This is a genomic window from Micromonospora sp. H33 (assembly GCF_052068455.1).
Classification (GTDB): domain Bacteria; phylum Actinomycetota; class Actinomycetes; order Mycobacteriales; family Micromonosporaceae; genus Micromonospora.
This window is the reverse complement of record NZ_JBQHDE010000027.1, coordinates 1-12,213: the sequence shown is the minus strand read 5'-3', so window position 1 is coordinate 12,213 and position 12,213 is coordinate 1. Positions and strand designations below refer to the sequence as shown.

Sequence of the window (12,213 nt, the reverse complement as noted above, 5' to 3'; positions counted from 1 at the left end):
GACGTGCGGTCCGCCGGTGTCGGAGCCCACGCGACTTCCTGGCCCCGTACACGTACGGCGAACATCAGCTGGAGCCCCGAAAGAGCCTTGGCCCCACCTGCGGTGCCCCGTCGCGCATCACGTCGGGACTGACGTGCTCCTACTGCCTCGGGAGGAACGGTGAAACACGCCCCGTTCCCCCGCCGCCCGTCGTGACCTCACGGCCGGGCGGTCCGTCTGCGTCTTGGTGGCTCTCTGTTCTCGACCTGAAGAAGAGTAGCGCGTGCTGCCGAGGATTTCTAGCCGATTCAGCAGAGATTTTCTGGCTGGCCGTCATCAGGGTCGCCGGCCTGCCAGGGGCCACCAGCAAAAGCTGGCGGGTGGCACTCGCGGCGTCACCGGCGAGCAGGCGGTCGCGTATGCGCCGGCACGCCCGGGCCTCGGCGGGCCGATGGCGTGGAAGGCATCTGCCACGAAGCCTCGGGCAGATGCCGTGCATGGCGCGGTACCCGAAGCCCGAGCTCAGAGAACAGATCAATGCCTCGCCTCCGCTCAATCCCCGTTCCACTTGCAAAGAGGAGAAGACCGCAACATGGTCAACAATGGCGCTTCGCTCCTCCGCGGCGCTCACCGCGAGGACCGCTGTGGCCAGCTGTGCTCGCCGCGATCGGCGCTGCGGCTGCAGGCGTTCTGGGGGCAAACAGCACGGCGTGAGGTGCCGGGCATCGGCATCGCCGTCGCGCTGTTCGCCGCAGTGCACCAGGCCGTATGGCGGTGGCGCTGTGCTTTGAAGGTCCTGCCGACGGCCATGTGGCGGTGACTGGCGGAGCGACCGCCGAATATGTCATCGACACATCGTCGCTGTGGCGGGGAAGGCCAGGTTTCAAGCTCGGATGCTGTTCACGGCCGAGCGACCCGTGGCTCATCGGTGGTCGTGCGCCGTCGCCAGGCTGAGGCTCCGCCGACAGCCGGCACCATGGCGGTGGCAGTGAGCGCGGCGGTCGGCCCGCAGGTTTGCCACAGGGCTACGCACAGCGCAGCGCCGCATCCGCCGCCGAAGAAGATCGTGAGGGTGAGCAGGCCGGTGGCGCCGCCGCAGGCGTCGGCCGTGGCGTGGGTGGTGGTTTGCGCAGTGAGCAGGATCTGCGCGACGGCGGACGCGGTGAACGCCGCTGTGCTTGCCGTCGCGACCGCCCAGGGCCGCAAGTCGGTGGCGGCGTAGCCCAGTGCGGCAGCCAGAAGGAGACTCACCGTGGCCAGCACGTGCCAGGCGGGCCCGGACCTGCTCCAACCCGCTGTCCAGGTCGGTGCACAGCGTCTGAACAAGTCCGCAAGTCGATCCCGTGCACGGTGCCCATCCTGCCCGAGGCGGCGCTCGGTCCTGCTGCCGCCGGGGTCGATCGTCGACAGCCAGCCCTGCCACTTCGAGTGGCAGGGCTGGCAGCAGCGAGGCTTGACGGGTTACTTCTATTCGAGCGGGGGCAGGTTCGACGGCGGCAGCACCGGGCCAAGGTCCGGGGAGGTCTCCGTTGAGACGACTCGGCGCGGTGGCCACTGGACGCCCTTCGGCGGCCACGACTGCCGGGTGCGCCGCAGGAACCACGCCGGTGGCTCGTACAGCGGAAGCTGGTAGTCGTCGGGGAGCATGCTCGTCCACTTGATCTTCTCAGTTCGGCGCGCGAACTCCTCTTTCATCTCCGCCAGGATGTTCGGCTGGGTGAGCAGGTCGATCGTGGTGGCCGCGAGGTACTTGGCGGCGATGAGCGTGGCCACGTGACCGGCGTGGGCCGCGCCGGTGGCGGTGTGGTGCCAGGAGTGGTTCTTGGTGCCACCCGGCTGGTGGGCGGTGCCCATCGAGATGGTGGGTACCTGCCAGCTGATGTCGGCGACGTCGGTGGAGCCGCCCCCCATGAACACCGGCGCGGGCGGCTGGAGTGTGCTGATCCTGGTGGAGAAGCCGGTCTCGGCCGACCCGTTCGACTTCTGCAGCGCCTTACCGAACTCCTGGTCCTTTTCCGAGAACGACGGGGCGCCGATCTGCGTCATGTTGGCGTACATGAGCTCGGCGCCGCGCTTGTTGCCGAGCTTGTTCCACACGCCGCCCATGATGCGGTGCTCCAGCCGGGTGCCGGTGGCCATGGCGGCGGCCTCCGCGCACTTGATGATCTTGTCCATCAGGATCTTGGCGCGCGCCGGGCTGCCCTCTCGCGCGTAGTACCAGATGCTCGACAGGGTGGGAAAGACGTTCGGGGCCTGGCCGGTCTGCCGGATCGCGTGGTGCATCCGGGCGGTGTGCGCCATGTCGCTCTCCCGCAGGAACTCGGTCAGCATCGACATCGCGCTGACGGCGTCCTGCGTCGACCTCGTCCCCAGTGGCGAACCGCCGTGACCGTCAGTACCCAGGAAGTGGAAGGCGATGCTGTACATCGCGTTGCCTGAGCCCCAACTGGTGCTGTTGCCGGTGCCTGGGTGCCAGTCGACGAACGCGTCCAGGCCCTTGTAGACACCTGCCTTCACCGCCACCGACTTGCCGACCAGCTGCTCCTCGGCGGTGGAACCGAAGAACCTGATCGTGCCGTCGAGTCTGCGGGCCCGCATGGCCGCTGCCGTCGCCGCGGCCGCACCGGCCGCCGCCGCGCCGAGGGCGTTGTGCCCGCATCCGTGCCCGAACCCGTACGTCGGGGCGTACGGGTCGTGGTTGTAGACCAGGGGTGAGTGTTCGGGGTTGCCCTTTTCCTGCGACAGCCCCGGCAGCGCGTCGTACTCGCCGCTGAAGCCGATCACCGGCTTGCCGCTGCCGTGGCTGAAGGTGGCGACGAAGGCAGTAGGCATACCGCCTGCCCCCCACTCGATCGTGAAGCCGTTGGCCCGCAGGTACTCGGCCTCGGCCCACGAGGAGTTCCACTCCGCGAGCGACGGCTCGGCGAACTCCCAGATCCGGTCGTTGAGGCCGACGATGCCATCGGACTCGCGGTCGATCCACGAGATCGCCGTGTCCTTGGCCTGCGAGTCGACCGCCAGATCGGTCGGCGGCTCGTAGTTGATGAAGTCGGTGGGCATGGTCTTCGGGTCGAGCGCGAGGTCCGACGCGGCAGCCATCGCCGGATCGGCGGCGAGGGCGGGCGCCACCGCCATTCCGGCGCCGGCGACGCCGAGCATCTGCAACAGGTCGCGGCGGCTGTAGCCAGAGGATGAAAGGTGGTCAGTGTCGCACATACGGCGTACTCCTCGAACTATGGCTGACGGACAGCACGAGACAACGGATCACCGAATTGGTAAATGGGGAAACGCGATCGTAGGCAGGTTCGTCGAACGGTTCGGCAATGTACGCGGGCGATCGGGGAAGTGTCTTGGTGAGTGACTGTTGGCAGCTCAGCAGCGAAACGCAGCGCCGTGCCATCGGCAGGGGAAATGGCACGTGGCAGGAGTGAGGGTGATTGGGTGGGCTCGTCGTCAGCTCGATTCTTCTCTGCTCGGTAGGACCTGCTGAAAGCCCTTTGAGCAGTAGTTCAGAGCTAACAATATAGATCGTTTGATGTCAACCCCTTGACACGGCAAATGTCGACGAAGGAGAGACTTCTGAATGTCTTGGCCCTCCGTGAACAACAGCGCACGTTGGCGCCCGGCATCGGCCGGCGCGTGGCGGCGTTGACGTTGGGTCAGGGCGGCACCAGGGTGGCGCGGGTGGAATCGAACGAGTTGAAGGCGCGGGCGCAGGCTCTCCGTGCCGCCGGCAGGACACCCAACCAGATCGCCCGGGAGCTCGGGGTCACCCGCGCGGTGGTCACCCGTCTCGTGCGGGGCGTCGACGTCGTACGGCCGAGCCGTGTCCACCCCTCGGAGTTGCCGCTGGCGGGCTGTTGGATCAGCCGGCAGTGGAGCAACGGCCTGAGCATCGCCGACCGGCCGGCCGACTGGATTGACGACGACAAGCTGCCATCGATGGCGACGGGTGCCGGGCTGACCGGTGTCGTGGTCGCCCGCGCGGACGGCGATGCGGTCACCGTCTGCGGGTTCCTGGTCGACACCTACTGCCTCGGGCGTCAAGAACGCGGTGCCGCCGACCACCACCGAGCCGGAGGAACTGGGGTACTTCATCGAGGACTTTTTCGCGGCGTACGGGTCGGGGCTGGTCGAGGCCCCCCTCGACCTCGCCCGCCACCTGGTCTTCGGGGCCGCCGACTACGCTCGCGGCCTCGGCTTCGACCCGCACCGTGACTTCTACAGCGCCGCGCCGCACCTCGGCACCTGGGAGCCGCCGAGCCGGATCACCTTCGGTCGGAACGGCACGCCGTACTTTCAGCAGGGTCCGCACGACAACCCCGACCGAGTCATCCGTACCCTCGACCGGTCAGTCGGCCCCGGCAACTACCAGTTCACCATGGTCGCGGAACTCTGACGCCGACAGTTGGTTCAGCCGCCCCGGGTCAAATCCATGATCAGCGGCGGGAACGGGGTGGACGGTGTGAGCACTCGCCGTCGTGGTCGGGCCAGAGCAGGCAGCGCTGGCCGCCGGGCATGATGCGGTCGCAGAAGACCCAGTGGCGTACGTTCTGGTTGTCCTCGGCCGAGGCGGTGGTCCCGCCGGGGTCGAGCTGCGGCAGGACATGCGCCCAGTGCGCCACCACCCGGGCGAGCCGCTGGGCGGAGAGCAGGTCGCCCGCGGCGGCGGGCAGATGGATGATCCCGCGCTCAGTCACCGGCCGTACCCCCGCTCGTTGCGGGCGCGGGCCTGCTCGGACTGCCAGCGGCGCAGCGCGTCCTTGACCCGCTCCGTCTCCCGGCGGCTGCGCGCCAGCGCGTCGTAGACGGCGGCCAGGTCACCGGCGACCCGATCGAGGAACTCCCCCATCTCCTGCGGGTCCAGCCCACGCCGGCCCAGCGGCGCCGACCGGAACCGCCGCTCGCGCACCTGCCACGGCCGCAGCGAGGCCGCCGAGCGGTAACAGGTCGGCCCGAGGACCGACCGCTGACGCCGGGCGTGATCCAGGTGCTCCTCGCGGTGCTCGGGGTGGCGAAGCTGATGCGGTTCATCCCGCGCAGCGTGATGGTGGGCTTCGTCAACGCCCTGGCCATTCTCATCTTCGCCGCGCAGGTCCCGTTCCTGCTCGGAGTGCCGTGGCTGGTCTACCCGCTCGTCGCGCTGGCGCTGGCGATCATGGTCGGACTGCCCCACCTCACCCGGGCGGTCCCGGCTCCCCCTGGTGGCGATCATCGTGCTGACCGTCATCACCGTCGGCGCCAGCATCGCCGTGCCCACCGTCGGCGACCAGGGCGCGCTGCCCGACAGCCTGCCGACCCTCGGCCTGCCGCAGATCCCGTGGACGGTGGACACCCTGGCCCTGATCGCCCCCTACGCCCTCGGGGTGGCGCTGGTCGGCCTGATGGAGTCGCTGATGACCGCCAAGCTGGTCGACGACATCACCGACACGCACTCCAACAGGACCCGCGAGTCCTGGGGTCAGGGCGTGGCTAACATCGTCACCGGGTTCTTCGGCGGCATGGGCGGCTGCGCGATGATCGGCCAGATGATGATCAACGTGAAGGCGTCCGGCGCGAGCTTCGATCGGCGGATCGGCGCCCGCTGCCACCCCACGAGCCGCGACATCCCATCCCTTGCCTCAGCCCGGCCGCGTCGCCACCACCAGCCCTACCGACGACCCACCCTTCTGAGCCCCGGGGTCACGCCGGTCACGGTATGTGAAGCCGAGGGCTTGGCCTGCCAGCCGGCGGTGCACGGACTTGCCGAAAAGCGGATGCCCAGAGTCTCTACTGACAGCGTTCGGAACTTGCTGCGATAACCTCCGCAGCTTCGCGAGCCTGTGTCGAGTGCGCCAAGAGCGCCTGAGCCGTAAGGACCAAGAACTGGTCCGAGTCGTACGGGATCATGGACCTACAGGACGCGATGCCGCCCCCTTCCTCATCCACGACCGAGACGGCAAGTACCCGGAGCTGTTCGAGACGATCCTCGCCGACACCGGCATCAAGGTCGTCCTCACCGGTGTGCGGACGCCCCGCATGAACGTGGGTCATGGAACGGTGGATCTAACCTGCCGCCGCGAACTGCTCGACCGCAGGTCGCGGCCGCGCTGCGGCACCGGCATCGCGGGTGCGGAGAACCAGAACGCGCAATACCGTCCGGGGCCATCGGTTGACCATGCGCAACCCTTGCTCAGTCGTCAGAAGCGGTTACGATCTGCCTGCGGCCACCGATAGCACTAGCAGCAGGGTTCGATGCCCGACGACAACGGCAGGTGGCAGCATGTCCAAAGGTCGACATCGTGGTCCAGGGCGGCGGGCCGGCGCGCTGCTCGCGGCGATCCTGACAATGTGCGGGATCGCGGTTGTCGCGACGGCCGCGCGGGCCGTCGACGGTTGCCCATTGGGCCTGACCTTCGCAGGGCAGGTTGCACCGATCGGCGGCAAGGCATATGTCGTATGTTCCGGGCGAGTAGAGACCTTCGACGGCACACCGTTGGACACCGACGTGTCCATCCCCGTCGGCGTGCCCGGCCCGCTTCCGCTGATGGTCATGCTGCATGGTTGGGGTGGCTCCAAGGACGACTACGAGTCCACCTCGCTGGCCGGCAACGGCACGAACACCTGGCACTGGAACAACGCCTGGTTTGCCAGCCACGGGTTCGCCGTGCTCAACTACACCGCCCGCGGCTTCGGCCGCTCCTGCGGCCAGGATCCGGCGCATGGTTACACGTACGCCGCCGATCCGCGGTGCGCGGGTCGGGCGAGTTGGACCCATCTGTCGGACCGGCGCTGGGAGGTCCACGATACCCAGCACCTGACCGGCCTGTTGGTCGACGCCGGCGTCGCCAGGCCCGCCCAGATCGTGGTCACCGGCGGCTCGTACGGCGCCGGTCAGTCATGGCTGCTCGCCATGGCGCAGGGCCAAGTCCTCCAGCCCGACGGCACGACTCGTCCGTGGTCCTCACCGCGGGGAACACCGATCCGGCTGGCCGCCGCCGTACCGCAGTTCGGATGGACCGACCTCGCCCAGGCGCTGGTCGACAACGGCCGGGCTGCCGACGGGTTGTCCGGCACCGCGGCCGATCTGCCGCATCAGGACCCGATCGGGGTAGCCAAGCAGTCCTATGTAGACGGTCTCTACGCGGCTGGCCAGAGCAGCGCGCAGTACGCGGCGGACGATCCGAGCGCCAACCTGCCGGGCTGGTTCGCCGCCATCACTGCCGGTGAGCCCTACCACACGAATCCGCTCGTGGCCCAAGCGCTCGGGGAGCTGGAGCGGTTCCGCTCCGCCTACTCCATGCCGGTGCCGGCGGCGTCCGCGCAGGTGCCCGTCTACGCCATCCAGGGACTGACCGACCCGCTGTTCCCCGGCATCCAGGCCACCCAGATGCTCGCCAAGCTGCAGGCCGCCCGGCGGGGCTACCCCGTTTGGACCTTCTTTGGCGACGTCGGCCACTCCTATGCCGGCAATCCGGCCGACACGTGGCGTACGGCCAATGACGCTGCCAACCGGTGGCTGAACGAGATTCTCGCCAGCGCCGAGCCGACGGCACCGAAGGTCACCCTGAATGCCGTCCAGTGCACGGATGATCAAGACGGCGGCAGCTTTTCGGCTGATCGGCTTGCCGACCTCGCGAATGGCGTGTGGACGTTCCGCGACGACCCGCGGGTCACGATCACGAACACGTTTGTGCCCGGACCCGAGTCGGCGGGGTTGGACCCGATCCTGAACTCGGGCTGCCGCACGAGCACTGTCCGCAGCGACCCTGGGGTGGCCGCCTGGACGTTTCGCCCGCCGGCCGCCGGTACCCTCATCGGCGCCCCGGTGGTACGCGTGACGGCAACGCTCATCGGCACGGACGCCGAACTCGCGGCTCGACTGTTCGATGTCGACCCGGCCGCCGGCACGCAGACCCTGATAACCAGGGCGGTCTATCGAATCACCGGCAACACTGGGCTGGCGCAACCGGTCACCAGCCAGCTGTGGCCGACCGGCTGGCGACTGCCCACCGGGCACCGGCTCAAGCTCGAACTGACCGCGACCGACACACCGACCTGGCGCACGGACAACCAGCCCGCCACCCTGGTGCTCAACAACCTCGAGCTCACCGTGCCCGTGCGCAAGTGATGGCGTTGCGCGCGCGTCGACCAGACAGCAGACCCACATGGCCGGGGTGCGGCGGACAGCACCGGCGCAGCGTGGGCGGTGGACGCGGCCGATCCAGGTCGACCGGGTGAAGTTCCTGCGCTACGGCGAGGGCGCGGCGACTACGACGGAGTCGTTGAAATGCTCAACGCGTCCGCTGGCCGGGCGGCGTACAACTCCAGCACGTGCCAGCGGCCCCGCCAGTCGGCCTCGTGCTTCTCGTACGTGGTCTTCTCCTCGCACGGGCCCTCGCGCCGTCAGGCGTCAGGCGTCAGGCGTCAGGCGTCAACACAGGTCAAGCTCGACCCGGATCAACGCCGCGAGCAGCCGCGTGCGAGTTGGCCGTCACCGCTCGGCACTGGTTCGTCGGCTGGATCTGGATCCACGGCTGCGGCTGACTCGGCCCGCCCAGTCCCGGGGTGGGGTGTCGGTCTGGCGGGCACGGGTCGTGCTGTCACGTGTTGTTGGCTAGGGCGATGAGTCGGCTGCGGTCGCCGTTGAAGTAGTTGCGGTCGACGTCGCCGCTGACACCCGAGACGCGACCGGTGGCGGTGTACTGCCAAAAGCTCCAGAAGGGAGCGCCCGCGGGCAGGGTACCGGGGCTGGTGGACCAGCGGGCGATCCAGAGCGGGTGGTTGGCCCAGGGGCCGCTCCAGTTGCCGGTGCAGGTGGTCCACCAGTTGGTAGTGGTGTAGATGACGGCGTAGCGGCCGGTGCGGGCCCGGTAGGCGTTGAGGAAGTCGGCGATCCAACTTCGCATCGCTGATTGGCTGAGCCCGTAGCAGGAGGGTCCGTAGGGGTTGTACTCGATGTCGAGGGCGGCGGGCAGGGTGCGGCTGTCTGCTGACCAGGCGCCGCCGTTGCTGGCCAGGTAGTTGGCTTGGGTAGCGCCGCTGGAGCGGTCGGGCAGGGCGAAGTGGTACGCCCCGCGGATGACGCCGGCGTAGTAGGCGTTGACGTAGTTAGTGTTGAAGTTCGGGTCCTTGTAGCTGGTGCCCTCGGTGGCCTTGATGAAGGCGAACTCGATGCCGGCGTTGCGAACGCTGGTCCAGTTGATCGTCCCTTGATGGCGGGAGACGTCGATGCCAGCGGTGGTGGCAGCCAGGGCGGGGGCCTCGGTTACCGTCACCAGCCCGACGGTGGCCGTGGTGGCAGCGAGCGCGGCGGCGAGCAGCCGGCGGACGAGCGGGGGATGGACCGGATGCGCCATGGTTACCTCCTGACCGGGCATGTCAGTTGGACATGCGTCGTTGTAGCGGGATTCGCTGGATCGCCGGAGACTCGAAGGCCCTTCTCGCGTCAGGCAGCGAGGACCGCGGCGACGCGCTGACGCAGTTCCGGCAGCCGGGCGTACAGCCGGTCCCCAGGGCAGACGGTGGTGCTGACGTAGTCCCGGTGTCCGACGATCGCGGCGTACGGATCGAGACCGTAGGTCTGGCACAGCCAGGCGCACGTGGTGACGAGAGAGTTGAACAAGGCGGTAGGCACCGTGGCGGTGACGTAGATGCCCTCGTTCTCAATGCCGATCGTGTGGTCGTTGTGGTTGGCGGTCTGCACGCCACTGACGTGTTGCCGCTCATAGATGGCGCGCAGGCTGTACCGGCGGCCTTCCATCACGTACCCGCCCCGGCTGATGGTCAACTGCTGGCCGGAGTCGCCCCACCCGTTGGCCATGTGCAGGTCCTGGATCCAGCGGGAGTGGCGGAACGCCGCCGCCAGGGAGTAGTCGGTCGTGTTGTCGCCGGCAGTGTGGTGAACGACGATGTGGTCCGGCTGCCGGTCCAGGTAGCGGATCGTGGTTGTCGGCGGCAACGCCCGCCACTCCGCTCGGGTGTAGACACGGGGCTCAACCACCGCCGCTCGGGCTGTCTCGGCTGAGATGAGCGCGCCAGTTGGCGCGAAGATAGCGCCTGCTGCCAGCCCACCCATCCCTCGCAACAGCCCGCGTCGTCCGACAACCCCGAACCGGTCCACGACCACCACGCCCCTTCATCGACGTATGTAATTACCGTACGGCGCGGGGAGATCGAAGAAAAGCTTCGTGCCGACCGGATGCGGTCGGTACGGCCCGACTCGACAGGAAACGGAGACGACGTTGTCCCCTCAGTTTGCTCGCCGGCCAGCCCGCGCCGGGGACACCGAGACGGGGAAGGCGCTGCGATGGGAGTAAGCGCCGGCTAACGACCTCGTGCGCAATTGGGTAGGGCCGTGAGCTGCGGTGATGCGCTTCAGCTACCAGGTGATCATGCGGTCGGACACCAGCCCGGCGACGGCGTCGATGGTCTCGGGCAACAGTTCACGGCGGCCGGTGAAGCGTTGAAGTTGTCGCCACCACTTCAGTTCGGCGATGGCGTGCTCGACGGGAATCCGATGTGATGACTGCTGTTTGCGTTCGGCTTCCCACACGGTCTGACGTGCCGGTGGTGCGCCAGGGCGGAGTTTCAGTGGCGGCGCTACGACCTGGCCGGGGTGGGTCTTGGCCAGACCTTGATAGCCGGCGTCGACCAGCACCGTCACCTGCGGGTAGGCGTCCAGCAGGGCATCAATGCCCTCGACGCGGGCGGCGGTGGTGTCGTGCATCCGGCCCGGCCGGTGCCCACCGCACCACAGCGTCGCCCCGTACTCATCGGCCACGACCGTGGCCTTGATCGTGTTCTGCTTGACCTTGCCGGACACGAACGCCTTGCGGCCAGGCCGGCCGACGCGAGGGCGGCGGACCCGGATCTCCGTGGCATCCAACCGCAGCGTCACACCTTCGGCGGCGGCGTAGGCGAACACGTCGGCCAGAGTCCGCAGGCGGACTCCGCTCGGGCGGGCGAATCCTCGACCGGCCAGCAACGGCCGGACCTGACCGATCGCCCGGGTCACGGTCGAGCGGTCCACCCTGAATGCCACCGCCAGGGCTTCGTGCGGCACACCCAGACGCAGATGAGCCAGGGTGATCACCAGCCGGTCCGTGAACCGAAGCGTCAACCGCCGACCGGCGCCAGCAGCCCGCCGCCGGTGGCCGCCGCGACGGGCGTGCAACCGACCCTCTCGCCCAGCCAACCACGCCATCCGCAGCTCGCCCCGCAGGAGGTGCAGATGTCGGCGGGAGATCCCGGTGAACGCGGGATGGCTGAACACACGACGAGCCCACCGGATCGACACCAGAAGATCATCACCTACGGTGGATCATCGTCAACGACCGTCCTATTGCGCACGAGATCGTAAGAGCCTGGTAAATAAGGGTTTCGAGCGACCGCCGGGTCGGGTGCGAGATCGATGATCGTGCCGGTACCCGGCGTGGTGGCGTGATATGGGGAAGGGCCTTCGGTACGAGCGAAGGTGACTAAACCAGCACGACCGAAGGCCCAACCCTGTCTGTATACCTTGTCGCCGGCGTCGCCGCACCCGCCACGCAGGCCGCCGTTGCCGATCACCTGCCGACCGGCCGGCCGCGGTACTACCCGTCCGACACCACCGACGCCGAATGGCGGATCCTGGCCCCGCACGTGCCCGCCGGCACCGGGCGTGGACGGCCGATCATCTACCCCCGCCGGGACGTCGTGGAGCGGTACGGCGGTGGCAACAACCCGATCGTGACGGTCGCCGACCAGGCGGCGGCCCGGGTGCCGGGCCGACCGCGTGCGCCGCTGATGACCTCGCGTCCGCAACGGCCGGTGCGCCGGGCCTTGCGGGTCAAGACCGTCGAGGCGCTGCCCAGGCCGATGTCGGCCGAGACGTACGCGGCGCTGCTGGGCGTGCTGCGCACCCGCCGGGACCGGGCGTTACTGGAGCTGATGTGGGAGGGCGGGCTGCGCCCGGGCGAGGCGCTGGGCTGCGGCTGGAAGACATGCCGAGAATTGGGTATATCAGCCGGAATAACCGCGAAATGCTGACCCCTCACATACCATGCGTCTGGATGGAAGGTGCGCGTGTCTAGTTGAGAGACTTCTCTACGATTCAAACCGGCCCATATCGCCTCAATGAGGCGTCTCGACCTATCTACGCAAGCCTTCACGTGCGACTCAAAGTCGGGCCGTTTAGTACTCCAGCCGGGGATGTTGACCTTGGCTGAGCTGCGGCGTGAGGCGGCGGGAGAACGAGAGCAGCCACCGTCGATC

Annotated in this window: 12 protein-coding genes and 1 pseudogene; 6 read left to right on the top strand and 7 right to left on the bottom strand. The window is 68.4% G+C overall.

Annotated features, from left to right (window positions below):
* Positions 1-571: 571 nt before the first annotated feature.
* Positions 572-799, top strand: coding sequence for a hypothetical protein (locus ACTMS0_RS28895; protein WP_441158432.1), 228 nt, complete (start codon positions 572-574; stop codon positions 797-799).
* Positions 800-879: 80 nt separating this feature from the next.
* Here the strand turns inward: ACTMS0_RS28895 and ACTMS0_RS28890 are convergent, their stop codons facing one another.
* On the bottom strand, positions 880-1,230 hold the full coding sequence (locus ACTMS0_RS28890; RefSeq protein ID WP_441158431.1) for a hypothetical protein: 351 nt from the start codon (positions 1,228-1,230) through the stop codon (positions 880-882).
* Between the two features lie 216 nt (positions 1,231-1,446).
* Positions 1,447-3,195, bottom strand: coding sequence for an amidohydrolase (locus tag ACTMS0_RS28885; protein ID WP_441158430.1), 1,749 nt, complete (start codon positions 3,193-3,195; stop codon positions 1,447-1,449).
* A gap of 838 nt (positions 3,196-4,033) precedes the next feature.
* Between ACTMS0_RS28885 and ACTMS0_RS28880 the strand changes: the two genes are divergently transcribed.
* The gene (locus ACTMS0_RS28880) at positions 4,034-4,378 is read left to right on the top strand and encodes a hypothetical protein (protein ID WP_441158429.1); all 345 of its coding nucleotides are present in this window, start codon (positions 4,034-4,036) and stop codon (positions 4,376-4,378) included.
* 40 nt (positions 4,379-4,418) lie between these two features.
* On the opposite strand, the gene ACTMS0_RS28875 is transcribed toward ACTMS0_RS28880, so the two are convergent.
* Positions 4,419-4,679 (bottom strand): hypothetical protein, encoded by a 261-nt coding sequence (locus ACTMS0_RS28875; RefSeq protein WP_441158428.1) that lies wholly within the window; start codon positions 4,677-4,679, stop codon positions 4,419-4,421.
* On the bottom strand, positions 4,676-4,969 hold the full coding sequence (locus ACTMS0_RS28870) for a DivIVA domain-containing protein (protein ID WP_441158434.1): 294 nt from the start codon (positions 4,967-4,969) through the stop codon (positions 4,676-4,678). The genes ACTMS0_RS28875 and ACTMS0_RS28870 overlap by 4 nt, the downstream gene beginning before the upstream one ends.
* Here ACTMS0_RS28870 and ACTMS0_RS28865 point away from each other — a divergent pair.
* From ACTMS0_RS28865 to ACTMS0_RS28855, 3 genes and pseudogenes are all read left to right on the top strand, one after another.
* Positions 4,958-5,537: pseudogene (locus ACTMS0_RS28865) on the top strand (SulP family inorganic anion transporter); the annotation flags it as partial. The gene ACTMS0_RS28870 and the pseudogene ACTMS0_RS28865 overlap by 12 nt on opposite strands.
* A 271-nt stretch (positions 5,538-5,808) precedes the next feature.
* The gene (locus ACTMS0_RS28860; protein WP_441158427.1) at positions 5,809-6,195 is read left to right on the top strand and encodes a hypothetical protein; all 387 of its coding nucleotides are present in this window, start codon (positions 5,809-5,811) and stop codon (positions 6,193-6,195) included.
* A gap of 46 nt (positions 6,196-6,241) precedes the next feature.
* Positions 6,242-8,089: a CocE/NonD family hydrolase C-terminal non-catalytic domain-containing protein gene (locus ACTMS0_RS28855; RefSeq protein ID WP_441158426.1), complete on the top strand. Its 1,848-nt coding sequence runs from the start codon at positions 6,242-6,244 to the stop codon at positions 8,087-8,089.
* Between the two features lie 472 nt (positions 8,090-8,561).
* Here ACTMS0_RS28855 and ACTMS0_RS28850 read toward each other — a convergent pair whose 3' ends face one another.
* From ACTMS0_RS28850 to ACTMS0_RS28840, 3 genes are all read right to left on the bottom strand, one after another.
* On the bottom strand, positions 8,562-9,317 hold the full coding sequence (locus ACTMS0_RS28850) for a GH25 family lysozyme (protein ID WP_441158425.1): 756 nt from the start codon (positions 9,315-9,317) through the stop codon (positions 8,562-8,564).
* Positions 9,318-9,406: 89 nt separating this feature from the next.
* Positions 9,407-9,961 carry a peptidoglycan recognition protein family protein gene (locus ACTMS0_RS28845; RefSeq protein WP_441158424.1) on the bottom strand — a complete coding sequence of 185 codons (555 nt, stop codon included), beginning with the start codon at positions 9,959-9,961 and terminating at the stop codon, positions 9,407-9,409.
* Positions 9,962-10,339: 378 nt separating this feature from the next.
* A complete protein-coding gene (locus tag ACTMS0_RS28840; RefSeq protein WP_441158433.1) occupies positions 10,340-11,164 on the bottom strand; it encodes a transposase family protein in 825 nt (274 codons plus the stop codon).
* A gap of 437 nt (positions 11,165-11,601) precedes the next feature.
* On the opposite strand from ACTMS0_RS28840, the gene ACTMS0_RS28835 reads away from it, so the two are divergent.
* Complete coding sequence (locus tag ACTMS0_RS28835; protein ID WP_441158423.1) at positions 11,602-11,988, top strand: hypothetical protein; 387 nt, start codon at positions 11,602-11,604, stop codon at positions 11,986-11,988.
* Positions 11,989-12,213: the final 225 nt, after the last annotated feature.

Bases quoted from the DNA above. Each gene is read 5' to 3' on its own strand.
- ACTMS0_RS28895 (WP_441158432.1), top strand. From the start codon at position 572: ATGGTCAACAATGGCGCTTCGCTCCTCCGCGGCGCTCACCGCGAGGAC.
- ACTMS0_RS28885 (WP_441158430.1), bottom strand. From the start codon at position 3,195: ATGTGCGACACTGACCACCTTTCATCCTCTGGCTACAGCCGCCGCGAC.
- ACTMS0_RS28855 (WP_441158426.1), top strand. From the start codon at position 6,242: ATGTCCAAAGGTCGACATCGTGGTCCAGGGCGGCGGGCCGGCGCGCTG.
- ACTMS0_RS28850 (WP_441158425.1), bottom strand. From the start codon at position 9,317: ATGGCGCATCCGGTCCATCCCCCGCTCGTCCGCCGGCTGCTCGCCGCC.
- ACTMS0_RS28840 (WP_441158433.1), bottom strand. From the start codon at position 11,164: ATGGCGTGGTTGGCTGGGCGAGAGGGTCGGTTGCACGCCCGTCGCGGC.